General features: G+C 59.2%; 20 protein-coding genes. 8 read left to right on the forward strand and 12 right to left on the reverse strand.

All coding sequences use genetic code 11. From position 1 onward, the window contains the following. Positions 1 to 89 precede the first annotated feature (89 nt). Entirely contained in the window at positions 90 to 1,583 is a 1,494-nt protein-coding gene (locus tag RHM68_RS24810; protein WP_322219619.1) for a YifB family Mg chelatase-like AAA ATPase, read from the forward strand. A 6-nt stretch (positions 1,584 to 1,589) separates the two neighbouring features. On the opposite strand, the gene RHM68_RS24815 is transcribed toward RHM68_RS24810, so the two are convergent. Then, a complete protein-coding gene (locus RHM68_RS24815; protein WP_322219620.1) occupies positions 1,590 to 2,804 on the reverse strand; it encodes an aldose 1-epimerase family protein in 1,215 nt (404 codons plus the stop codon). 14 nt (positions 2,805 to 2,818) lie between these two features. Here RHM68_RS24815 and RHM68_RS24820 point away from each other — a divergent pair, with 14 nt between their 5' ends. Further along, positions 2,819 to 3,058, forward strand: a complete 240-nt coding sequence (locus RHM68_RS24820; protein WP_322219621.1) for a hypothetical protein — start codon at positions 2,819 to 2,821, stop codon at positions 3,056 to 3,058. Between the two features lie 119 nt (positions 3,059 to 3,177). On the opposite strand, the gene RHM68_RS24825 is transcribed toward RHM68_RS24820, so the two are convergent. Next, entirely contained in the window at positions 3,178 to 5,154 is a 1,977-nt protein-coding gene (locus RHM68_RS24825) for a methyl-accepting chemotaxis protein (RefSeq protein WP_322219622.1), read from the reverse strand. Between the two features lie 186 nt (positions 5,155 to 5,340). Next, on the reverse strand, positions 5,341 to 6,261 hold the full coding sequence (locus tag RHM68_RS24830) for a LysR substrate-binding domain-containing protein (RefSeq protein WP_322219623.1): 921 nt from the start codon (positions 6,259 to 6,261) through the stop codon (positions 5,341 to 5,343). A gap of 158 nt (positions 6,262 to 6,419) precedes the next feature. Between RHM68_RS24830 and RHM68_RS24835 the strand changes: the two genes are divergently transcribed. Further along, positions 6,420 to 7,817, forward strand: coding sequence for a NorM family multidrug efflux MATE transporter (locus RHM68_RS24835; protein WP_322219624.1), 1,398 nt, complete (start codon positions 6,420 to 6,422; stop codon positions 7,815 to 7,817). A gap of 50 nt (positions 7,818 to 7,867) precedes the next feature. Here the strand turns inward: RHM68_RS24835 and RHM68_RS24840 are convergent, their stop codons facing one another. After that, on the reverse strand, positions 7,868 to 9,541 hold the full coding sequence (locus tag RHM68_RS24840; RefSeq protein WP_322219625.1) for a bifunctional diguanylate cyclase/phosphodiesterase: 1,674 nt from the start codon (positions 9,539 to 9,541) through the stop codon (positions 7,868 to 7,870). 262 nt (positions 9,542 to 9,803) lie between these two features. On the opposite strand from RHM68_RS24840, the gene rep reads away from it, so the two are divergent. Beyond that, on the forward strand, positions 9,804 to 11,813 hold the full coding sequence (rep, locus tag RHM68_RS24845; protein ID WP_322219626.1) for a DNA helicase Rep: 2,010 nt from the start codon (positions 9,804 to 9,806) through the stop codon (positions 11,811 to 11,813). A gap of 57 nt (positions 11,814 to 11,870) precedes the next feature. Continuing rightward, positions 11,871 to 12,443, forward strand: coding sequence for a xanthine phosphoribosyltransferase (locus tag RHM68_RS24850; protein WP_322219627.1), 573 nt, complete (start codon positions 11,871 to 11,873; stop codon positions 12,441 to 12,443). A gap of 128 nt (positions 12,444 to 12,571) precedes the next feature. On the opposite strand, the gene RHM68_RS24855 is transcribed toward RHM68_RS24850, so the two are convergent. The 6 genes from RHM68_RS24855 to dadA all read right to left on the reverse strand — a co-directional run bounded on the left by RHM68_RS24855 (position 12,572) and on the right by dadA (position 18,707). Further along, positions 12,572 to 14,494 (reverse strand): acetyl-CoA hydrolase/transferase C-terminal domain-containing protein, encoded by a 1,923-nt coding sequence (locus tag RHM68_RS24855; RefSeq protein ID WP_322219628.1) that lies wholly within the window; start codon positions 14,492 to 14,494, stop codon positions 12,572 to 12,574. Between the two features lie 134 nt (positions 14,495 to 14,628). Continuing rightward, on the reverse strand, positions 14,629 to 15,045 hold the full coding sequence (locus RHM68_RS24860; RefSeq protein WP_322223940.1) for a c-type cytochrome: 417 nt from the start codon (positions 15,043 to 15,045) through the stop codon (positions 14,629 to 14,631). 181 nt (positions 15,046 to 15,226) lie between these two features. Continuing rightward, positions 15,227 to 15,775, reverse strand: coding sequence for a cupin domain-containing protein (locus RHM68_RS24865; RefSeq protein WP_322219629.1), 549 nt, complete (start codon positions 15,773 to 15,775; stop codon positions 15,227 to 15,229). Positions 15,776 to 15,904: 129 nt separating this feature from the next. Next, on the reverse strand, positions 15,905 to 16,978 hold the full coding sequence (gene alr / locus RHM68_RS24870; RefSeq protein WP_322219630.1) for an alanine racemase: 1,074 nt from the start codon (positions 16,976 to 16,978) through the stop codon (positions 15,905 to 15,907). A 99-nt stretch (positions 16,979 to 17,077) separates the two neighbouring features. Further along, complete coding sequence (locus RHM68_RS24875) at positions 17,078 to 17,431, reverse strand: RidA family protein (protein ID WP_322219631.1); 354 nt, start codon at positions 17,429 to 17,431, stop codon at positions 17,078 to 17,080. Next, positions 17,403 to 18,707, reverse strand: coding sequence for a D-amino acid dehydrogenase (gene dadA, locus RHM68_RS24880; protein ID WP_322219632.1), 1,305 nt, complete (start codon positions 18,705 to 18,707; stop codon positions 17,403 to 17,405). Before dadA ends, RHM68_RS24875 begins: the two co-directional genes overlap by 29 nt. Positions 18,708 to 18,862: 155 nt before the next feature. Between dadA and RHM68_RS24885 the strand changes: the two genes are divergently transcribed. Beyond that, entirely contained in the window at positions 18,863 to 19,351 is a 489-nt protein-coding gene (locus RHM68_RS24885) for an Lrp/AsnC ligand binding domain-containing protein (protein ID WP_003177284.1), read from the forward strand. Between the two features lie 81 nt (positions 19,352 to 19,432). Here the strand turns inward: RHM68_RS24885 and RHM68_RS24890 are convergent, their stop codons facing one another. After that, the gene (locus RHM68_RS24890) at positions 19,433 to 19,786 is read right to left on the reverse strand and encodes a YkgJ family cysteine cluster protein (protein WP_322219633.1); all 354 of its coding nucleotides are present in this window, start codon (positions 19,784 to 19,786) and stop codon (positions 19,433 to 19,435) included. Between the two features lie 147 nt (positions 19,787 to 19,933). On the opposite strand from RHM68_RS24890, the gene RHM68_RS24895 reads away from it, so the two are divergent. Next, entirely contained in the window at positions 19,934 to 21,226 is a 1,293-nt protein-coding gene (locus RHM68_RS24895; protein ID WP_322219634.1) for an FAD-binding oxidoreductase, read from the forward strand. A gap of 35 nt (positions 21,227 to 21,261) precedes the next feature. On the opposite strand, the gene RHM68_RS24900 is transcribed toward RHM68_RS24895, so the two are convergent. After that, positions 21,262 to 21,504, reverse strand: coding sequence for a DUF1127 domain-containing protein (locus tag RHM68_RS24900; RefSeq protein ID WP_322219635.1), 243 nt, complete (start codon positions 21,502 to 21,504; stop codon positions 21,262 to 21,264). A gap of 178 nt (positions 21,505 to 21,682) precedes the next feature. Here RHM68_RS24900 and RHM68_RS24905 point away from each other — a divergent pair, with 178 nt between their 5' ends. Beyond that, positions 21,683 to 23,113: a PLP-dependent aminotransferase family protein gene (locus RHM68_RS24905; protein ID WP_322219636.1), complete on the forward strand. Its 1,431-nt coding sequence runs from the start codon at positions 21,683 to 21,685 to the stop codon at positions 23,111 to 23,113. The last annotated feature ends 3 nt before the right edge of the window (positions 23,114 to 23,116 follow it).

Consider the following 23,116-nt stretch of genomic DNA (forward strand, 5'->3'; position numbering starts at 1 on the left):
TGTAAACCTCTACTCGAACGCATCATTGCTGCTCGACTACCCTTCAAAAAAACCGCAGGAAGCGGTTCACGTCAGCTCAAGGAACGACCATGTCTCTCGCCATTGTCCATAGTCGCGCACAGATTGGCGTGGATGCGCCCGCCGTTACCGTAGAAGTCCATCTGGCGAACGGGCTGCCGTCACTGACGATGGTCGGCTTGCCTGAAGCAGCCGTGAAGGAAAGCAAGGACCGGGTACGCAGCGCAATCATCAATTCTGGTCTGCAATTTCCGGCGCGGCGCATCACGTTGAATCTCGCCCCGGCGGACTTGCCCAAGGATGGTGGGCGGTTTGATCTGGCGATTGCCCTGGGGATTTTGTCGGCCAGTGTGCAGGTGCCGACATTGACCCTGGACGATGTGGAGTGTTTGGGAGAGTTGGCGCTCTCAGGCGCAGTGCGGGCAGTCCGAGGGGTATTGCCGGCCGCGCTGGCCGCGCGCGAGGCCGGGCGCTCATTGATGGTGCCACGCGCCAATGCCGAAGAAGCGTGCCTGGCGTCGGGGCTGAAGGTGATCGCAGTGGATCACTTGCTGGAGGCGGTCGCACACTTCAACGGCCATACGCCCGTCGAACCCTATGTGTCCAACGGCTTGCTCTACGCCAGCAAACCTTATCCCGACCTAAGCGAAGTGCAGGGCCAACCTGCGGCAAAACGGGCCTTGTTGATCGCAGCAGCCGGGGCGCATAACTTGCTGTTCAGCGGGCCGCCGGGGACGGGTAAAACCCTGCTGGCCAGTCGTTTACCGGGGCTATTGCCGCCGTTGGCCGAGAATGAAGCACTGGAAGTTGCGGCGATTCAATCGGTCGCCAGTTGTGTGCCTCTGAGCCATTGGCCGCAGCGACCGTTTCGGCACCCACACCATTCTGCCTCTGGCCCGGCACTGGTGGGCGGCGGCTCAAAACCGCAACCCGGCGAAATTACCCTGGCCCATCATGGCGTCCTGTTCCTGGACGAACTCCCCGAGTTTGATCGTAAAGTTCTGGAGGTTTTAAGAGAGCCTTTGGAGTCTGGCCACATCGTGATAGCCAGAGCCAGGGACCGCGTAAAATTCCCGGCACGCTTCCAGTTGGTGGCTGCAATGAACCCATGCCCCTGTGGATATCTTGGTGAGCCGAGTGGCCGCTGCAGTTGTTCGTCGGACATGGTCCAGCGTTACCGCAACAAACTGTCAGGGCCCCTGCTCGATCGAATAGATTTGCACTTGACCGTTGCCCGCGAGGCAACGGCATTAAATCCGACATCCAAGCCCGGCGACGACACTGCCACCGCCTCGCTACTGGTCGCCAACGCCCGAGAGCGGCAACACCAACGCCAGGGTTGCGCCAATGCGTTTCTTGACCTTCCCGGCCTGCGTCGCCACTGCACGTTATCCACAGTCGATGAGCGCTGGCTGGAATCCGCTTGCGAGCGACTGACACTGTCATTACGCGCCGCCCATCGACTGCTCAAGGTGGCACGTACCCTGGCTGACCTTGAGCAAGTCGATGGGATAACCCGTAAACATCTGGCCGAAGCGTTGCAATATCGACCCACCGCCAACTGACCAGGATTACTCCTTGGTCAAGTCCACCAACGGCGTCTGGCGCACCTCAGTCTCACGTCCAGCCTGAATCTCGCTCACCCGTTTCAACGCGTTATCCACAGCGCTTTTATCGGCTAACAAGCTATAGCGAATCTGAAACTGCTTCTGCTGTTTCGCCGCAATGGACGGCACCAGGTTCAGTGGCCGTTGATAACGGCGATTGTAGGAAAAACTCGTTCCTGGTTCCAACCCGGTGACATAACCCTGCCCTTGGGTATCGGTGTTTTTCCACAGGGAAAACACCGGTAACTGTTGGGTATTGAAACCCACCGAAACCCCAAGACTGCCTGCCTTGTTGTGCAATACGGTCAACGTATCGCCCTTCGCATCGCCGTAAGGGACCACGTTGTAAACCGTTTCATCGTAATCCTTGGTCGGAGCGCGATAGGTTTGCCAGTCCGGCAAGTCGCCCTTGGCCTTATCGTTAAACGGCGACACCTGCTTCACCGGCGCGGCGAAGCGGGCCCCCTGTTCCAGGAACGGAGTGCTGAAGTTGCTGTGATACAACGCTTGGTATTCCTTCGGGTAGTCGCCGTTGTTGGTCAGGGTGTCGTTGAGGGAGAACGCCACGCTGCCGGGTTCGGTGACCAGTTCGGTCTGTACGGAGAAGTCGACTTTTTTGAACGCCTGCTCCTTCAACTCACCGCGCAGACTGATGGCGTAAGGCGCTTTCTCGTCGATGTGCAGGGTCACTTTACTGGCCGGGATGTTAGCCGCACGCCCATGCAGCGTCAGCAGTTCGCCGTTGTCCATCCCAGGGTGCCCAACCCATTCGTAGCCACAGCGGGCGACGAGCTCGTTGAAGCCTTCGAGCCAGCCCAGGCCGCCGCGACCGTTGAGTTCGATAAACGACGGGTTGACTACGTCCTTGACTGGCGAATCCCATCCCATACGCACGTTGCCTACCGAGGCGTGCAGGACGTTCATCCCTCGTGTCGGCACCACCGAGAGTTTCAGGGTGCCGTTATCGATATCAACGATGCTGACACCCTCCTGGCGACCACCGTGCAGCGTGCGCAGGGTCACAGAAAAGGGTTTGTCGGTTTTTACGCCCAGTTGCTGACTGGTGATTTGCCAGTTCTGGGCTGCTTTGTCGGTATCGAGCAGGACGTAATCCCAGGCCATGGCATGGGAGGCAGCGGACAGCGCGCCAAGAGCAACGATGAGTTTGAGCGGGATCATGAGAGGAGCCTTTCTTGGAGTTGTGCCGTTTTTATAGACTTGAAGAAACGTTTCAGCAAGCTCAAAAGCTCGACAACAACCGGAAAACTCACGCCGCACGCTCAATCGCCACGCCTTGTTCAATGGGCTCGGCCAGCATCACCGGCCACTGCGCGAGGACGCTCAGGGCACCATCGATGGTGAATCAGTGGGCGCACCTGCGCGATATCGGCAAGCGGGTTGATCCGAGACGTGGGGATAAGTCTGAAAAATGAGGCGATTCCATCGCGAACAGGCTCGCTCCTACATTGGATTGGCGGTGATCACACGTTGAGTGTGAACACCAAACAACCCCTGGGGGGAGTCAGCTCGCGAAAGCTATTTCAAAGGCACTTCAACGAAACCGGTCAACCTCTTGGCGTAATTCCGCCGCCAGTGACTCAAGTTCCTTGGCGGTAATCGCCAGGTTCGACACCACTTCCCGCTGCTCACTGTTGGCCAATGCAATGCTTTGCAAATTACTGCTGAGCAACGTCGCGGTGCTGCTTTGTTCCTGCGTCGCAGTGGTGATCGCTGCAAACTGCTGACCGGCCGAGCGGCTTTGCTCATCGATCCGCGCCAAGGCCGAAGCCACATTGGCATTACGCGACAAGCCTTCTTGCATCAGGACATTGCCCTGCTCCATGGTGCTGATGGCGTGGCCGGTTTCCTGCTGGATGCTCTGGATCATGCTAGAAATTTCGTCCGTCGCCTGACGCGTGCGTGAGGCCAGGTTACGCACCTCATCGGCCACCACCGCAAAACCACGGCCCTGCTCACCGGCACGGGCCGCTTCGATGGCAGCGTTTAACGCCAACAGGTTGGTCTGATCGGCAATCGACTTAATCACCCCGACGATGCCGCCGATTTCCTGAGAACGCTGACCCAAGGTATTGATCACCGTTGCAGTGCTATTCAACGCACTGGCGATTTGCTCCAGAGAGGAAGACGCTTCGTCCATGGACGTGCGACCAATCTGAGTTTGCTGTGCGTTTTCCTGAGCCAGTCGCTGGGTGCTGCCCATGTTGTCGGCAATGTCCAGAGACGTGGCACTGAATTCTTCCACGGCACCCGCCATGCTGGTAATTTCGCCGGACTGCTGCTCCATCCCTTCATATGCCCCGCCGGACAGACCGGACAACGCCTGGGCACGACTGTTGACCTCTTGCGAGGCTTTGCGGATGTGCTCGACCATGGTCGACAGGGCTTGGCTCATCTGGTTGAAGGCGCGGGCCAACTGACCAATTTCGTCGTTGCTCGACACGTTCAGGCGCACGCTCAAATCACCGGCGCCCAAGGCTTCCGCCTGACGCACCAGGTCGCCCAGCGGCGCGAGTTTGCTGCGCAGCAACCAGACTGCCGAACCAACGGCGATCAACATCGCCAGCAGACTGCCAATCGCCAATTGAATACCAACGCTCCAGGTCAAGGCGTTGATTTCCGATTGCGGCATGCTCGCGACAACCGACCACGGCCCACCGTCAAACGGCACGGCTACGCTGTAGAAGCCTTCGGACTTGTCGCTCCAAAAATCACCCTTACCCGGCGTTTTTGCCAGCGCAACGATGGCCGGAACCGCTTGATCCAACGCCTGCACACCGGCAATTGGCACCAGCCATTTTTTCTGTTCGTCCATCAGCGCCAGTGAGCCGGTCTTACCGATACGGAAGCGTTTGAGGTTTTCGAACTGAGCGTTCTGCGCGTCGGTGTAATCGAATCCTACAAACAACACGGCGATCACCTTACCGCCGGCATCTCGCACGGGGGTGTATTGCGTCATGTAGAAACGATCAAACAGTAGCGCTCGGCCGACGTAACCCTGCCCGGCGATCAGGCGCGCATAGGCCGGGTGGGCGTGATCGAGGAGCGTGCCGATGGCACGAGTACCGTCCTGTTTGCTCAGGGAGGTGCTGACGCGGATAAAATCCTCACCACTGCGGACAAACAATGTCGCCACACCGGCGGTCATCGCTTTGAATTCATCCACTTCCTTGAAGTTGTTGTTCAGCACGTCGCTGCCCAGGTGCAGACCTGGGGTCTGCAAGCCCGCCATGGTCACTGGTTCGTCCGGATGCACACTTAAACCGGCGGTGAAGCGCTTCTCGAAAAGACCACTCAGGCGCTGGGTACTTTCCCGCAGGCTGCCGTGGAACGTGCTCAGTTGATCGGCCAGCAACCGCGCCTCACTGGCGAGGTGCTCTTCGCGGGTGGCGAGGTTGGCGGTGTCCAGCGAACGCAGGGCGAACACGGTACTGCCGCTGATAACAGTCGCCAGTATCACGGCAAGCGCAAGACCAAGCTGTGAGGCGATCCGGGCACGGGGTTGAGACATGACAGCTCCTGGCTGAACGAGCAGATCCTCCGTGATCACACGCTGCGTTCAGCAAAATTTCTAATAAGGGGAATAACGCAGAGCCTGCACGAAGGTTCCACCTGCAGACTTTCGGCGGCAAAGCTGAATACTTGAGTAATGAATAGGGATATGGCTCAAAGCCGCTAGTGTAGCGCCCTCTTCGATTCAGTTCAGGTGCTCGACAACCGGCAGCTCCATGGTGCGGACCTCGCCTTGCAGGAAATCGCTGAGACGACGCAGGCGTTCACCCCCCGGACGGGTTTTCGGCCAGACCAGGTAATAATGCTCACCGCTGGCAACGGCCGTCGGCCACGGCAAACTCAGACGTCCCTGAGCCACATCTTCCGCGACCATCAGCAGGTCGCCCATCGACACGCCGTAACCGCGAGCCGCCGCGATCATGCCCAGTTCCAGAGTATCGAATACCTGTCCACCCTTGAGCGAGACCTGATCGGCCAGGCCCATACGCTCCAGCCAGTTACGCCAATCGCGACGATCCGGCGTCGGGTGCAGCAGCTCGGTGCTGGTCAAGCGCGCAACATCCCACGGCGGGTCCTTCAGCAGATTCGGCGCACCGACAGGAATCAGCTCTTCGCAGAACAGGAAAGTCGCCTCCCAGTCCGGTGGAAAATTCCCGTTGCTGAGGATCACCGCACAGTCGAACGGCTCGTGGTTGAAGTCCACCGTGTCGATGTCCATCCAGGCACTGGTCAATTGCACTTCATTCCCCGGCTGCATATGCCGGAAGCGACTGAGTCGCGCCAGCAGCCAGCGCATGGTCAGAGTAGATGGCGCTTTCATACGCAGAATATCGTCCTCGGCGCGCAAGGTATTACACGCGCGTTCGAGCGCGGTGAAGCCCTCGCGAATGCCGGGGAGGATCAGTCGCGCCGACTCGGTCAATTGCAGGTTGCGTCCACTGCGATGAAACAACCGACAGGCAAAGTGCTCTTCGAGCGTGCGGATATGCCGGCTGACCGCACTTTGGGTAATCGACAGTTCTTCGGCGGCACGAGTAAATGAGCGATGCCGCGCGGCCGCTTCGAATGCGCGCAACGCATATAAGGGAGGAAGACGACGAGACATCAGGAACGCTCCTACAGCAAGATCGGGCCAACTTAGCAGAAACTCTTTTGCATGAGTTTTAATCATGCGATCCATCCTATTTATCCCTTTGTGCAAAGCCCGCAGAGCGCCGAGAATCGTCACTCTCCAGCACTTTTCAATAATCGAGCGTGATGATCATGCAGCATCCAGCACGTACTGAACTCTGGGCCATCCTGCGGCTGGCGGGGCCGTTGATTGCCTCGCAGTTGGCGCACATGCTGATGGTCCTCACTGATACGTTGATGATGGCGCGCCTGAGCCCCGAGGCACTGGCCGGTGGCGGCTTGGGCGCGGCGACTTACTCCTTCGTATCGATTTTCTGTATTGGCGTAATCGCGGCCGTCGGCACGCTGGTGGCAATCCGTCAGGGTGCCGGGGACATCGTCGGAGCCGCACGACTAACCCAGGCAGGCCTGTGGCTGGCGTGGTTGATGGCGCTGGTGGCGGGTCTGCTGCTGTGGAACCTCAAGCCGGTCCTGCTGCTGTTCGGTCAGACCGACGCCAACGTTCACGCTGCAGGGCAGTTTTTACTGATCCTGCCCTTCGCCCTGCCCGGTTATCTGAGCTTCATGGCCCTGCGCGGTTTCACCAGCGCCATCGGTCGGGCGACGCCCGTGATGGTGATCAGTCTGTGCGGCACGGTCGCCAACTTCGTCCTCAACTACGCCTTCATTACCGGGATGTTTGGCTTGCCGAAAATGGGCTTGGTGGGGATCGGCCTGGTCACCGCAATTGTCGCCAATTTGATGGCCGTGGCGCTGGCGCTGCACATCCGGCGGCACCCGGCCTACGACGCTTATCCACTGCGCCAGGGCCTGTCACGCCCAAATCGGCAGTACCTGAAGGAACTGTGGCGTCTGGGCTTGCCCATTGGCGGCACCTACGCGGTAGAAGTCGGGCTCTTTGCCTTCGCAGCACTGTGCATGGGCACCATGGGCAGCACCCAACTGGCGGCGCACCAGATCGCTCTGCAAATCGTTTCGGTGGCCTTCATGGTTCCGGCGGGGCTTTCCTATGCGATCACCATGCGTATCGGCCAGCACTATGGCGCCGGACAGTTGCTGGATGCACGGCTGGCGGGACGGGTCGGGATCGCGTTCGGCGGTGCCTCGATGCTCGCCTTCGCCATGGTGTTCTGGCTACTGCCCAATCAGTTGATCGGGTTATTCCTGGATCATAACGACCCGGCCTTCCGCCCCGTCATCGAACTCGCTGTGAGCCTGCTGGCAGTGGCGGCGTGGTTCGAGCTGTTCGATGGCACGCAAACTATCGCCATGGGCTGCATTCGCGGGCTCAAGGATGCCAAGACCACGTTCCTGGTCGGCCTGGCGTGTTACTGGCTGATCGGTGCGCCGGCCGCCTGGGTCATGGCCTTCAACTTGAACTGGGGGCCGACGGGCGTCTGGTGGGGCCTGGCGCTGGGGCTGGCTTGCGCAGCCGTGAGCCTGACGCTGGCGTTTGAATGGAAAATGAAGCGCATGATTCGACGGGAGCCTTCATCACAACAACGTTTCGAGATCCCTCAGCCAGACTGAGTTCGCCCTGTGGGAGGGAGCGCGCTCGCGCCCTCTCACAGTTGTTGTGGTTAGCTGACGAACTCCAGTGCGGGCTGCTGGGTGCTGCCAAAGGTCAAATACTCAACCAACTCCGCCAACGGCAAGGGCTTGCTGATCAAGTAACCCTGCACCTGATCGCAACCAAACCCACGCAACAGGTCGAGCTGCTCAGACGTTTCCACGCCTTCGGCCACCACTTCAAGGTTGAGGTTGTGGGCCAGGTTGATCATCGCGTGAACCAATTTACGGTTCTCTTCCCGCTGCTCCATGCCGCCGACGAAGCTCTTGTCGATTTTCAGTAAGGTGATCGGCAAGCTGTTGAGGTGAACGAACGATGAAAACCCGGTGCCGAAATCGTCGAGGGAAAAACGCACGCCGAGTCGGCCAAGCGCATCCATCGTCTGCTTAACCAGATCACTGCGACGCATCACCGCGGTTTCGGTCAGCTCGAACTCCAGCCATTGCGCCTCGACACCACGTTCGGTAATCAAACGACTGAGCGTCGAGAGCAATTGACTGTCCTGAAACTGCCGGAACGACAGGTTGATCGCCATGTGCAACGCCGGCACACCCCGCTCACGCAAGGCCTGCATGTCGCGCAGGGCCCGGGAAATCACCCAGTAGCCGAGCGGCACGATCAGCCCACTTTGCTCGGCGAGAGGCACGAATTCGCTCGGCGGCAACAAGCCACGCTCGGCATGACGCCAGCGCACCAAAGCTTCGAGGCCGACGATCTGCCCGTCCTCAAGGTTCAATCGTGGCTGATAGTGAAGTTCCAGCTCATCACGACGCAACGCCCGACGCAGTTCACTTTCCAGGTCGGCCATGCTGCGAGCGTTACGATTGATGCGTTCGTTGAAGATATGGAAGGTACAACCCTGAGTGCTCTTGGCCTGCTGCATGGCGATGTGTGCGTGCCACATCAGAGGGTCGGCACCGGCCTGCGCCCTTGCGTGGGCAACGCCTAGGCTGGAGCCTATCAACAAGCTTTCGCCATCGACCCAGTACGGCTCCGACAGTGCTTCGGTAATGCGTTCAGCCATCCATTCCGCGCGCTGAGGCGCTCGACGGGTGTCAATCAGCAAGGCGAATTCATCACTGCCCAGTCGCGCCAGTTGATCGCCGGCTTCGAGCTGGCTTTTGAGCCGTGCGACCACTTGCAGGATCAACCGGTCGCCGGCCTGATGACCAAGGGCGTCGTTGGCGTGGCGAAAGTTGTCGAGGTCGAGGTGACCGAGCGCCAGGCCACGGCCTTCGTTTTCAGCCAAACGTGCCGCCAGCAGGGTATGAAACCCCTGGCGATTGGCGATGCCGGTCAGCGGATCTTGCTCGGCGAGGCTATGCAGGGTGTTTTCCAGCAAACCGCGCTCCCGCACATGGCGCAGGCAACGGCGCAGCATGCCGGCATCGAGCAGGCCCCGTACCAGCCAGTCGCTCACTCCATCAGGCGGCACCAGCGGTTCGTGTTCAAGCAGCAACACGGTCGGCAGATTACACCGACCCGGTGCTGGCTGAAGTGCAGCAATCGTTAGCAACACCGCGCTGCGGTTGTCATCGAACAGACTGCTGACCGACTCCCAATTTGGCGCGCAGACAAGCACTGCCGAATTCCCCATCGGAGCCAGGCACTCGCGTAACAACGCTGCCCACGCTGGCTCTTCAGCCAGTAACAGCAAACGCAAGGGTTGGACAGGCGTAGACAAGCTAGCTCCCTAGACTCTGCAATGATGTAGGCGGCGGGCATTATGCCGCGCCGATAACCAATGACCAACTGACCTCGGTTATCAAATTCGGCTTTGTATCCAGAATACGAACATTAGACGTAAATCCAGCGCGCATCCTGCGTGAAAGTATCAAAACCGGCAAATAGAGATCGCGTGCTACGTCACAAGTCGGAGAGAGCAGCACAAATCGCTGAGCCTGTTAAAATGCCGACCCATTTCTTAAACGACTCCTTGATACCTTATGTCCCGACTCAATCCCCGGCAGCAAGAAGCCGTGAGCTACGTCGGCGGCCCTCTTTTGGTGCTCGCCGGCGCAGGCTCCGGCAAGACCAGCGTGATCACCCGCAAGATCGCGCACCTGATCCAGAACTGCGGCATCCGCGCCCAGTACATCGTCGCAATGACCTTTACCAACAAGGCCGCGCGGGAGATGAAGGAGCGAGTCGGCACCCTGCTCAAGGGCGGTGAAGGCCGCGGTCTGACAGTCTGCACCTTCCACAACCTTGGCTTGAACATCATCCGCAAGGAGCACACGCGACTGGGCTACAAACCGGGCTTCTCGATCTTCGATGAAGCCGACGTAAAAGCCCTGATGACCGACATCATGCAAAAGGAATACTCGGGCGACGACGGCGTCGACGAGATCAAGAACATGATCGGCTCCTGGAAAAACGACCTTATCCTCCCGCCCGAAGCCCTGGAAAAAGCGCGCAACCCCAAGGAACAGACCGCTGCCATCGTCTACACCCACTATCAGCGCACGCTCAAGGCGTTTAACGCGGTGGACTTCGATGACTTGATCCTGCTGCCGGTCAAGCTGTTCCAGGAACACGCCGACATCCTCGAAAAATGGCAGAACAAAGTCCGTTACCTGCTGGTGGACGAATACCAGGACACTAACGCCAGCCAGTATTTGCTGGTGAAATTGCTGATAGGCACGCGCAATCAATTCACTGTGGTGGGCGACGATGACCAGTCGATCTACGCTTGGCGCGGCGCCCGCCCGGAAAACCTGATGCTGCTCAAGGACGATTATCCGTCCCTGAAAGTGGTCATGCTGGAGCAAAACTACCGCTCCACCAGCCGCATCCTGCGTTGCGCCAACGTGCTGATCGCCAACAACCCCCATGAGTTTGAAAAACAACTGTGGAGCGAAATGGGCCACGGCGACGAAATCCGCGTGATCCGCTGCCGCAATGAAGACGCTGAAGCCGAGCGCGTGGCCGTTGAGCTGCTGACCCTGCACTTGCGCACCGACCGGCCCTACAGCGATTTCGCGATTTTGTACCGTGGGAACTACCAGGCCAAGCTGATCGAACTGAAGCTGCAACACCACCAGATTCCGTATCGACTGTCCGGTGGCAACAGCTTTTTCGGACGCCAGGAAGTGAAAGACCTGATGGCCTACTTCCGCTTGATCGTGAACCCGGACGACGACAACGCCTTCCTGCGGGTGATCAACGTCCCACGTCGAGAGATCGGTTCGACCACGCTGGAAAAACTAGGTAACTACGCCACCGAGCGCAAAATCTCGATGTACGCCGCCACCGACGAAATCGGTCTCGGCGAACACTTGGATACGCGCTTCACCGATCGCCTGTCACGCTTCAAGCGATTCATGGACAAAGTCCGCGAGCAGTGCGCTGGCGAAGATCCGATCTCGGCTCTGCGCAGCATGGTCATGGACATCGACTACGAGAACTGGCTGCGCACCAACAGCTCCAGCGACAAAGCTGCCGACTACCGTATGGGTAACGTCTGGTTCCTGATCGAAGCGCTGAAGAACACGCTGGAGAAAGACGAAGAAGGCGAGATGACCGTCGAGGACGCCATCGGCAAACTCGTTCTGCGGGACATGCTGGAGCGCCAGCAAGAAGAGGAAGACGGGGCCGAAGGCGTGCAGATGATGACCTTGCATGCCTCCAAAGGTTTGGAGTTTCCTTATGTGTTCATCATGGGCATGGAAGAGGAAATCCTCCCGCACCGCTCCAGCATCGAAGCCGACACCATCGAAGAAGAACGCCGTCTGGCCTACGTCGGGATTACCCGTGCGCGTCAGACGCTGGCCTTCACCTTCGCCGCCAAGCGCAAGCAGTACGGCGAAATCATCGACTGCGCACCCAGCCGCTTCCTTGATGAGCTGCCGCCAGACGACCTGGCCTGGGAAGGCACCGACGACACACCGGTTGAAGTCAAAGCCGTTCGCGGCAACACCGCACTGGCGGATATACGCGCGATGTTAAAGCGCTAGAATCGAACACTTTTTAATCTACTTTCGGCGCCCGGAGCGCCAACAGAGGAAGCTTTCGTGGAAGCACTGCACCAGAAAATTCGCGACGAAGGCATCGTGCTTTCCGACCAGGTCCTGAAAGTCGACGCCTTTTTGAACCACCAGATCGACCCCGCCCTGATGAAGCTGATCGGCGACGAGTTCGCCATGCTGTTCAAGGATTCTGGCATCACCAAGATCGTCACCATCGAAGCCTCAGGCATTGCCCCGGCAATCATGACCGGGTTGAACCTCGGCGTGCCAGTGATCTTCGCCCGTAAGCATCAGTCCCTGACCCTGACTGAAAACCTGTTGTCGGCGACCGTTTACTCGTTCACCAAGCAGACCGAAAGCACCGTGGCGATTTCCCCCCGCCACCTGACCAGCAGCGACCGCGTGCTGATCATTGATGACTTTTTGGCCAACGGTAAGGCGTCCCAGGCGCTGATTTCGATCATCAAACAGGCCGGCGCCACCGTTGCCGGCGTGGGAATCGTGATCGAGAAGTCGTTCCAGGGCGGCCGTGCCGAGCTGGACGCGCAAGGCTATCGCGTTGAATCGCTGGCACGGGTCAAATCCCTGGCCGATGGTGTCGTGACCTTCATCGAGTAACAGCCACACCGCCTATCCCTTGTGGGAGCGGGCTTGCCTGCGATGAGTCCCTGACATTCAACACCGCTGTTGGCTGTCAGGCTGCCATCGCGAGCACTCCCGCTCACACATTGGTTTGGCGGCGGCGGTTATTGTCCGGTGGCCTTCAGGCCGGCGAGCAACAGTCGCTGAAACAAATCCTCTTTCAGCCCGTCCGGGTTCGTCAACTGCATTCGCGCCAAGTGTTCCGGGAACTGCGACGGCTCGGGCGCATCCAGTGCGGCCTTACCCAATTCCAGAATCTGCGTGAGCTTGAACTTACTCTTCAACCAGTTCAGCGCCCGCAGCAGATCGCGCTCCACCTCGATGAAATCGCAGCCTAGCGGGTACTCCGCAAACAGATGTGGGTGCCGGGCTTCGATGGCCTGCAAACGCTGCACACTGTTGTCAGCAAAACGCGGATCGAGGCGAAAATCCTTGGGCAATTTGCCAACGTTCTGGGCCTGCTCGATCAGCCCCGCCTGAAAGCGTGAATCGCTGATGTTCAGCAACGCCTCGATCACCGCCGAATCGGTCTTGCCTCGCAAGTCGGCGATGCCGTATTCGGTGACCACGATGTCGCGCAGGTGTCGTGGGATGGTGCAGTGGCCATACTCCCAGACGATATTCGAACTGACGTCGCCCCCCGATTCCCGCCAACTGCGCAACACCAAAATCGAACGCGCGCCCTGCAACGCATGGCCCTGAGCGACGAAGTTATACTGCCCTCCGACGCCGCTGAGCACTCGGCCGTCTTCTAGCTGATCCGCTACACCGGCGCCGAGCAGGGTCACGGTGAACGCGGTGTTGATGAACCGCGCATCAAGGCGCTGTAACCGCTTGAGCGTTTCCTGGCCGTACAGCTCGTTGATGTAGCTAATGCGGGTCATGTTGAATTCGCGACGCTTGCTCTGAGGCAAGTCGCGCAGGCGCTCATAAAAACTGCGTGGCCCGAGGAAAAAGCCGCCATGCACAGAGATGCCATCGGTTTGTGCGGCTTCATCCAGAGTCCCGGCGTTAGCCTGCTCCTGGGTCGCTACTTCCGGGTAGACCTTGCGCCGCACAATCCCGGCATCCGCCAACACCAGCAAACCGTTGACGAACATTTCGCTGCAACCGTACAGGCCCGTGGCAAAAGGTTCGACGCCACCTTCACGAGCAATCAATTGCGCCCACTGGCTGAGATTCACATCTGCCAGCACAGCCTTGTAACCGGCGCTATCGGCCTGTCGCGCCAACAACGCGGCGGTCAACGCATCGCCCATGGAACCGATACCGATCTGCAACGTGCCGCCATCGCGCACCAAGGTGCTGGCATGTAAACCGATGAAGTGATCCTGCAAACTCACGGGCATGTTCGGCGTGGAAAATAGCGTGCTGTTGTCCTTCTCATCGATCAGCAGGTCGAAGGTGTCGATGCCCACTTCGGCATCACCGGGCATGTAGGGCAAGTCGTTATGCACTTGGCCGAGCAGCAGAATGGTTTCACCGGCGGCCCGGCGTTTGGCGATCATCGGCAACAGGTCAAGGGTGATGTCCGGGTTGCAGCTCAAGCTGAGGCGATCCGGGTGTTCGGCGTGACTGGCCACCAGTTGCGCCACCAGGTTCAGCCCCGCCGCATTGATGTCCCGAGCGGCGTGGCTGTAGTTGCTGCTGACGTAGTCCTGCTGGGCCGGCGCACTGTTGAGCAGGCTGCCGGGCTGCATGAAGAACTGCTGGACGCGGATGTTGGCAGGCAGGCTGTCGTGATGCAGATCGGCGAGAAAATCCAACTCCGGATAGTCGCCAAAAACGCGCTCGATGAACGGTTCGAGGAAGCGTTTCTGCAAACCGTCACCCAAGGCTGGACGGCCGAGGCTCAGGGCCGTGTAGACCGTCAGTTGGCGTTCGGGCAACTGCGCGATACGGCGGTACAGCGCGTTGGCGAAGTGATTGGGTTTACCCAACCCCAAGGGCATGCCCATGTGGATATGCGCTGGCAACCTGGCCAACACGTCATCGACCGCCTGTTCGATTGAGCACAACTGCACCATCTGATCCTCCCGCACGTTCCGTAATTGGGGTTGGACCGAGCTTGCCGGGTCTTTACTGCAATGAACAGTCGCAGCGGGTAAATCGCACGTACAAAAAAACCGCTCGAAAGCGGTTTTTTTCTGAAGATAGCGGCTTATTTCAGGCCGGACATCTTCTCGATCGCGCCTTTCAACTCAGCATCCGAGCAGTCGGCACAGGTGCCTTTTGGCGGCATGGAGTTAATGCCAGTGATGGCTTTGGCGAGGATACCGTCGAGGCCACCTTGATGATCGGCACGGTCTTTCCAGGCAGCGGTGTCACCAATTTTCGGGGCGCCCAGCAGACCCGTACCGTGGCAAGCGTTGCAATGTTTTGCAATCACCTCGTCAGGAGTTTTGGCCCCGCCACCGCCACCAACCGAGGCAGCGACTTCCATCCCCTTGCACTCTTGACCTTGTACACAGACTTGCCCGACCGGTTCGAGGCGTTTAGCGATGTCATCGTTGGTCGCCGCTTGTGCGCTCACTGCCCATAGAGTCAATACGGTTGCTGGTACAGCCAGCATTTTCATAATTAGATTCACGCGTTCACCCTCAATGGTGGCTATTCACGCCTGCGGCCACGGTTCGCAGGCGGGCGCAAGTATAACGGTAAGGTCGCCGCACTGAAACAACCCTAGAGTCGATGGGGTCTTGTTGCCCAGTAGAAAAACCGTTCGGGCACCTCCGCCATGCTGGCAGGACGCCTCTTTGCTAAAAGTTCGCGGGCGTGGCTGCGCTGATTAGTCGCGCCGGAACGTCGAACGGATTGCGGAAGCGATGCGGCTTGGTACTTTCAAAGTAGTAGCTATCGCCGGCTTCGAGCACAAAAGTTTCCAGCCCGACCACCAGCTCCAACCGTCCTTCCAACAAAATCCCGGTTTCCTCGCCCTCATGGGTGAGCATCTCCTCCCCGGTGTCGGCGCCTGGCGGGTAGATTTCGTTGAGGAATGCGATGGCCCGGCTGGGGTGCGCCCGACCCACTAGTTTCATGGTCACTGCACCATCGGAGATATCGATCAGCTCGTTGGCTTTGTAAACGATCTGAGTCGGTTTTTCCTGCTGAATCTCTTCGGAAAAGAACTCGACCATGGACATGGGAATCCCGCCCAGGACCTTCCTCAGCGAACTGATCGAAGGGCTGACGCTGTTCTTCTCGATCATCGAAATGGTGCTGTTGGTGACACCCGCGCGTTTGGCGAGCTCACGCTGGGAAAGTCCTTTGAGCTTACGGATCGATTGCAGTCGTTCACCGACGTCCAATGCTTGCGCCTCCAGGGATTCAGGTTGTTGGAATATTGGGCGTTATCATGGCGACAGCGTTCAGTATTTACAACACTTGGGCCTGAATCCTATTGGCCGGGTCAACGTCGATTCGTGATCACCTCGACGCTAGCGCCCGCCATAGAGCAGCGGCACCCGGCGCAGGTTGCAGAAGATCTGATAAGGGATGGTGTCGGCGGCCATGGCCACGTCACTGGCAAGGATGTTTTTACCCCACAGTTCCACGGTGGACCCCAGGCCCGCATGTGGCACATCGGTCAGATCGATGCAGAGCATGTCCATCGAGACCCGGCCCAGCAACTGGCTGCGCTGCCCGGCTACCATCACCGGCGTACCGGTGGGTGCATGACGCGGATAGCCATCGGCATAACCCAGCGCGACCACACCAATGCGCATCGGCTTTTGAGTGATGAAGTGGGCGCCGTAGCCGATGGGCTCGCCGGCCGGCAGTTCACGCACGCAGATCACTTTCGACTCCAGGGTCATGACCGGTATCAAGCGCGATGCCAGAGCATCGACCTCCTCAAATGGCGTGGCGCCGTAGAGCATGATGCCCGGCCGCACCCAGTCACTGGGAACCTGCGGCCAACCGAGCACGGCGGGTGAATTGCGCAGGCTGACTTCGGCGGTCAACCCCTGGCGGGCGGCCTCAAACACCGCGACCTGCTCGAGGCTGGCCTGGCACTGCAACTCATCGGCCCTGGCGAAGTGGCTCATCAGTACGATCTTCGCCACGTTGCCGCTGGCCAGCAGCCGCTGATAGCCTGCCTGATAATCCGCAGGATGCAGGCCGACCCGGTGCATGCCCGAGTCGAGCTTGAGCCACACCGTGATCGGCTTGCCCAGTGTCACGCGCTCGATGGCGTCCAGTTGCCACAACGAATGCACCACGCACCACAAGTCATGCTCGACGATCAGCGCCAGCTCATCGGCCTCGAAAAAACCCTCCAGCAACAATATCGGCGCCCGGATGCCCGCCGCCCGCAGCTCCAACGCCTCTTCGATGCAAGCCACGGCGAACCCGTCCGCCTCCGCTTCCAGCGCCTGCGCGCACCGCACCGCACCGTGGCCATAAGCGTCGGCCTTGATCACCGCAAGAGCACGGGCACCGCTGACTTCACGGGCGATTTGGTAATTGTGACGCAGGGCTTGGAGGTCGATCAGGGCACGGGCAGGACGCATGGCGGCAGACTTCTAGACGGTCATGGGAGGAAGAAAAACCGGCACAGGTCGGCGGCGTTAACCGCCAACAGCGCCGGGAGAGGGATCGTTACCAGCGACCTATGGCAGCGCCGCAACCACCGACAGCTCAACCAGGATTTCCGGCTCGCACAGCTTCGACTCAACGGTGGCACGGGTTGGCGCAACGCCTTTGGGTAGCCACTTGTCCCATACGGCGTTCATGCCTTCGAAGTGCGCATCGATGTCTTTGAGGTAAATCGTTACCGACAGCAGGTGGCTCTTGTCGGTGCCGGCCAGGTCGAGCAAACGCTCGATGTTGGCGAGGGTTTCGCGGGTTTGCTGTTCAATCCCGGCGCTCATGTCGTCGCCGACCTGCCCTGACAGATACACGGTGCCATTGTGAGCGACGATCTGACTCATGCGTTCATTGGTGAGCTGGCGCTGGATTGCCATGTTTTGCGGACTCCTGAGGTGTGTGGCCATAACGGGAAATATCGAGACCTTCTGCGCTGATCTGCGGCGTTTTTTTCGCCATCAGGTCAGCCAGCAAGCGGCCGGAACCACACGCCATGGTCCAGCCGAGCGTACCGTGACCCGTGTTCAAGAACAGGTTGCTGAACGGTGTGGCGCCCACGATCGGCGTACCGTCCGGGGTGGTCGGACGCAGGCCAGTCCAGAAACTCGCTTGGGCCAGGTCACCGCCCAGAGGATAAAGGTCGTTGACGATCATCTCCAGGGTTTCGCGCCGACGAGGGTTAAGCGACAAGTCAAAACCGGCTATTTCAGCCATGCCGCCGACACGAATACGGTTGTCGAAACGGGTGATTGCAACCTTGTAGGTCTCGTCAAGAATAGTCGACGTCGGGGCCATCGCCGGGTTGGTGATCGGCACGGTCAGGGAGTAACCCTTGAGTGGGTACACCGGGGCCTTGATGCCCAGCGGCTTGAGCAAGTGCGGCGAGTAGCTGCCGAGTGCGAGGACGTAGCGATCTGCGGTTTCCAGCTTGCCGTCGATCCATACGCCATTGATACGATCACCGGCATAGTCGAGACGCTGAATATCCTGGCCAAAACGGAACTCAACACCCAGCTGCACGGCCATATCGGCCAGGCGCGTGGTGAACATCTGGCAGTCGCCGGTCTGGTCATTGGGCAGACGCAGCGCACCGGCGAGAATGTCGGTCACGTTGGCGAGTGCCGGCTCAACCCGGGCAATGCCGGCGCGGTCGAGCAGCTCGAATGGCACGCCGGACTCTTTCAGCACGGCGATGTCTTTAGCCGCGCCATCCAGTTGCGCCTGGGTGCGAAACAGTTGGGTCGTACCCAAGCTGCGACCTTCGTAGGCAATGCCGGTTTCAGCGCGCAATTCGTCGAGGCAGTCACGGCTGTACTCGGACAGACGCACCATGCGCTCCTTGTTCACCGCGTAACGACTGGCTGTGCAATTGCGCAGCATTTGCGCCATCCACAGGTATTGCCCGATGTCGGCGGTGGCCTTGATCGCCAGCGGCGCGTGGCGCTGCAACAGCCACTTGATGGCTTTGAGCGGCACACCCGGCGCGGCCCACGGCGAGGCATAACCCGGCGAAACCTGGCCGGCGTTGGCGAAACTGGTCTCCATCGCGGCAGCCGGCTGACGGTCCACGACCACTACTTCAAACCCGGCACGCGCCAGATAGTAAGCACTGGCTGTACCGATCACGCCGCTCCCCAAGACCATAACGCGCATTTTTAATCCCTCATCGCGGCGTGCCGCTGACGTAAGTTGTTCAGACCGAAGATGTGGGCAGTTTAAGAAAGATTAGCCAGTGCTTTTCACTATATAAATGCCTATATTTGGCGACAATTCTCGGCAAAAACCCTTTTCACGGAGGTGCATCCCCTATGCGTACCAACACTCAGACTAAACGTGAGCTGGACAAGATAGACCGCAACATTCTGCGGATCCTGCAAGCGGACGGACGCATCTCCTTCACTGAGCTGGGGGAAAAGGTCGGCCTTTCGACCACGCCCTGCACGGAACGCGTGCGGCGGCTGGAACGCGAGGGAATCATCATGGGCTACAACGCCCGCCTCAATCCGCAGCACCTCAAGGGTAGTCTGCTGGTGTTCGTCGAGATCAGCCTCGACTACAAATCCGGCGATACTTTCGAAGAGTTCCGACGTGCGGTGCTGAAATTGCCTCACGTGCTGGAGTGCCATTTGGTGTCGGGCGACTTTGACTACCTGGTGAAGGCGCGAATTTCCGAGATGGCCTCGTACCGCAAACTGCTGGGCGACATCCTGCTCAAACTGCCGCATGTGCGCGAATCCAAGAGCTACATCGTGATGGAAGAGGTTAAAGAGAGTTTAAGTTTGCCGATTCCAGATTGAGCTGTGCAGCGCCTGTCAGGTCGCTTTCGCGAGCAGGCCCTTACAAGGCCACAACTCGGCCTGGCTGAATGAATACCGCGCTTACACCAGCACCTGCCGAGTAGCAGCCATGTATTCATGAATCTGCTTCTCGACCCGCGGATGAATCAGCTCAACCGGCCGCCGCCCGTTGGGGCATGGCAACGTCTGGGTGGTGCCGAACAACCGGCAAATCAGCGGACGCTCGTCATACACGGTGCAGCCGTTGGGGCCCAAGTGAACGCAGTTGAGTTCATCCATCGCTGCATCCTGCTCGGCCCGGGTCTTGCGGGGTAGACGGGACATTTCTTCCGGCGAAGTCGTCACCGGCCCGCAGCAGTCATGACAGCCGGGAACACACTCGAACGTAGGAATCTGCTGGCGCAGGGAGCGAATTTTCTGGCTGTTGCAGCTCATCGAAACGGTGACCAAAAGCGGAATAGAGCGGGATTCTGACGCAAAAGCCCCATTCCATATAGCACCAGCCGACCAGTGTTGCCCCTGCCGGAAGGTCCGGCTTATGCTCCGTCAAATTTTCTAAACACACGTATCAGGATCGCGCACATGATTGCCCGTGCTCAGCACCCCGCCTCTTACTACGCCGCCAGCAGCCTGCCGCAACCCGATCATCCGGCACTGAGCGGTGAAATCGTCGCGGACGTGTGCGTGGTCGGTGGCGGTTTTTCCGGGCTGAACACCGCGCTCGAACTGGCTGAACGCGGCCTCAGCGTCGTGTTGCTTGAGGCGCACAAAATCGGCTGGGGCGCGAGCGGCCGTAACGGCGGACAACTGATTCGCGGTGTCGGTCATGGCCTGGATCAGTTCACCTCCCTGATCGGTGCCGACGGCGTGCGTCAGATGAAACTCATGGGCCTGGAAGCCGTGGAAATCGTCCGACAGCGCGTGAAGCGTTTTCAGATCCCCTGCGACCTGACCTGGGGCTACTGCCACCTCGCCAACACCCCCCAAGACCTGGACGGCTTTGCCCAAGAGGCAGAAGCCTTGCGCCACCTCGGCTACCGTTACGCAACTCGCCTGCTGCAAGCCCACGAGATGCACAGCGTGGTCGGTTCCGAGCGCTATATCGGCGGCTTGATCGACATGGGCTCCGGGCATTTGCATCCGCTGAACCTGGCCTTGGGCGAAGCCGCCGCCGCGCAGCAATTGGGCGTGAAGCTGTTCGAACAATCAGTGGTCACGCGCATTGATTACGGCACTGAGGTCAAGGTTCATACCGCCAACGGCTGGGTTCGCGCCAAAACCCTGGTGCTGGGCTGCAACGCTTACTTGAATGACCTCAACCCCGCGCTCAGTGGCAAAGTGCTGCCGGCCGGCAGCTACATCATTGCCACCCAGCCCTTGAGCGAAGCACAGGCCCACGCCTTGCTGCCGCAGAACATGGCGGTCTGTGATCAGCGAGTAGCGCTGGACTATTACCGGCTCTCGGCGGACCGGCGTCTCTTGTTCGGCGGTGCCTGTCATTATTCGGGCCGCGACCCACAAGACATTGCGGCTTATATGCGCCCCAAAATGCTGGCGGTTTTTCCGCAGTTGGCCGGGGCAAACATCGACTATCAATGGGGCGGGATGATTGGTATCGGTGCCAACCGTTTGCCGCAGATCGGTCGTCTCAAGGACCAGCCAAACGTGTACTACGCCCAGGCCTATTCCGGCCACGGGGTGAACGTCACTCACTTGGCCGGCCAGTTACTGGCCGAAGCCATTTGTGGTCAACACAGCGGCGGCTTCGATCTGTTTGCCAAAGTGCCACATAGGACGTTCCCGGGCGGCAAACATTTGCGCTCACCCTTGCTGGCGCTGGGGATGCTGTGGCATCGACTTAAAGAGTTGGTTTGATACCGCACCCCCGCCCGGCCTGGGGTCGAGCCTGGCTAAACCCGCCAAAATGGCTTCAGCGCCTCCTGCCGGGCCTGCTCACGGCTCAGGCCAATGTCCTCGAGCGCTTGCGGCGTCAAATCCAGCAGGGCTCTACGCGTGCGCAGACGTAGCCAGAACATGCCCCAACGACCGAGGCAAGGAGGCGCGTTACGCATGACTTCTCGCGTGCCGTTAATTTGCCCTGCCGCCAGTTCTTGACTGTGTAACGTCAGACGCACGTCGCTAAAGCCGTTCATTTTCATTGCTCCTGTTTACTTGGGTAGCCAGAGCTTTCATGATGCGCGGACGCTAAAAATCATTACAGATTCAAAACAGCTGTATTAAATCCATACAGATTGATCTTTCGATCTTTTAATCACGTATTTTTGCCTGATCTGTACTGGTTTAAACAATCAACCTCATAGAGGCAGTCCCATGACCCTTTACGTCAATCTCGCCGAATTGCTCGGCACACGTATCGAACAAGGCTTCTATCGCCCTGGCGACCGGTTGCCCTCGGTACGAGCATTGAGCGTTGAACACGGGGTCAGCCTGAGCACGGTGCAACAGGCCTATCGGGTGCTGGAAGACGGCGGATTGGCGATCCCCAAACCCAAGTCAGGCTATTTCGTACCGGTGGGTCGTGAACTGCCTGAACTGCCAGCGATTGGCCGTCCTGCGCAACGTCCGGTGGACATTTCCCAGTGGGACCAGGTCCTGGAACTGATTCGCGCGGTGCCGCGCAAAGACGTGGTGCAACTGGGACGCGGCATGCCGGACATCACGACGCCGACCCTGAAGCCGTTGCTGCGCGGGCTGGCACAGATCAGCCGACGCCAGGACATGCCGGGGCTGTATTACGACAATATCCACGGCACCCTGGAACTGCGCGAACAGATCGCTCGCCTGATGCTCGACTCCGGCTGCCAGTTGAGCGCCAACGATTTGGTGATAACCACCGGTTGCCACGAGGCGCTGTCCACCAGCATCCGCTCCATTTGCGAGCCCGGCGACATTGTCGCGGTGGATTCGCCGAGCTTTCACGGCGCCATGCAAACCCTTAAGGGCCTGGGCATGAAAGCCCTGGAAATCCCAACTGACCCGATCACCGGCATCAGCCTTGATGCGCTGGAACTGGCCCTGGAACAATGGCCAATCAAGGCCATACAGTTGACCCCCAACTGCAACAATCCTTTGGGCTACATCATGCCGCAGGCGCGCAAACGAGCCTTGCTGAGCCTCGCACAGCGATTCGACGTGGCGATTATCGAGGACGATGTGTATGGCGAACTGGCCTACACGTACCCGCGCCCCCGCACGATCAAATCCTTCGATGAGGACGGCCGCGTCCTGCTGTGCAGTTCTTTTTCCAAAACACTGGCGCCGGGGCTGCGCATTGGCTGGGTAGCACCGGGCCGCTATCTGGAACGGGTGCTGCACATGAAATACATCAGCACCGGCTCCACCGCGCCACAACCACAGATCGCTATCGCCGAATTTCTCAAAGCCGGGCACTTCGAACCTCATTTGCGGCGGGTGCGCACACAATACCAGCGCAATCGCGACGTGATGATCGACTGGATCACCCGTTATTTCCCTGCCGGCACCCGCGCCAGTCGCCCACAGGGCAGCTTTATGCTGTGGGTCGAGCTGCCGGAAGAATTCGACACCTTGAAACTGAATCGAGCACTGCACGATCAAGGCGTACAGATTGCTGTCGGCAGCATTTTTTCGGCCTCGGGCAAGTACCGCAATTGCTTGCGGATGAACTACGCCGCCAAACCGACTGCGCAGATTGAGGACGCGGTACGCAAAGTGGGCGCGGCCGCCATCAAGTTGCTGGCAGACACTCCCGAGCGGGGCTGAACG

Source organism: Pseudomonas sp. DC1.2 (assembly GCF_034351645.1).
Taxonomy (GTDB): Bacteria; Pseudomonadota; Gammaproteobacteria; order Pseudomonadales; family Pseudomonadaceae; genus Aquipseudomonas.

Coding starts and splice junctions, on each gene's coding strand:
- RHM68_RS24810 (WP_322219619.1), top strand. CDS start 90: ATGTCTCTCGCCATTGTCCATAGTCGCGCACAGATTGGCGTGGATGCG.
- RHM68_RS24815 (WP_322219620.1), bottom strand. CDS start 2,804: ATGATCCCGCTCAAACTCATCGTTGCTCTTGGCGCGCTGTCCGCTGCC.
- RHM68_RS24825 (WP_322219622.1), bottom strand. CDS start 5,154: ATGTCTCAACCCCGTGCCCGGATCGCCTCACAGCTTGGTCTTGCGCTT.
- RHM68_RS24830 (WP_322219623.1), bottom strand. CDS start 6,261: ATGTCTCGTCGTCTTCCTCCCTTATATGCGTTGCGCGCATTCGAAGCG.
- RHM68_RS24835 (WP_322219624.1), top strand. CDS start 6,420: ATGCAGCATCCAGCACGTACTGAACTCTGGGCCATCCTGCGGCTGGCG.
- rep (WP_322219626.1), top strand. CDS start 9,804: ATGTCCCGACTCAATCCCCGGCAGCAAGAAGCCGTGAGCTACGTCGGC.
- RHM68_RS24855 (WP_322219628.1), bottom strand. CDS start 14,494: ATGGTGCAGTTGTGCTCAATCGAACAGGCGGTCGATGACGTGTTGGCC.
- RHM68_RS24860 (WP_322223940.1), bottom strand. CDS start 15,045: ATGAAAATGCTGGCTGTACCAGCAACCGTATTGACTCTATGGGCAGTG.
- alr (WP_322219630.1), bottom strand. CDS start 16,978: ATGCGTCCTGCCCGTGCCCTGATCGACCTCCAAGCCCTGCGTCACAAT.
- RHM68_RS24875 (WP_322219631.1), bottom strand. CDS start 17,431: ATGGCAATCCAGCGCCAGCTCACCAATGAACGCATGAGTCAGATCGTC.
- dadA (WP_322219632.1), bottom strand. CDS start 18,707: ATGCGCGTTATGGTCTTGGGGAGCGGCGTGATCGGTACAGCCAGTGCT.
- RHM68_RS24885 (WP_003177284.1), top strand. CDS start 18,863: ATGCGTACCAACACTCAGACTAAACGTGAGCTGGACAAGATAGACCGC.
- RHM68_RS24890 (WP_322219633.1), bottom strand. CDS start 19,786: ATGAGCTGCAACAGCCAGAAAATTCGCTCCCTGCGCCAGCAGATTCCT.
- RHM68_RS24895 (WP_322219634.1), top strand. CDS start 19,934: ATGATTGCCCGTGCTCAGCACCCCGCCTCTTACTACGCCGCCAGCAGC.
- RHM68_RS24900 (WP_322219635.1), bottom strand. CDS start 21,504: ATGAACGGCTTTAGCGACGTGCGTCTGACGTTACACAGTCAAGAACTG.
- RHM68_RS24905 (WP_322219636.1), top strand. CDS start 21,683: ATGACCCTTTACGTCAATCTCGCCGAATTGCTCGGCACACGTATCGAA.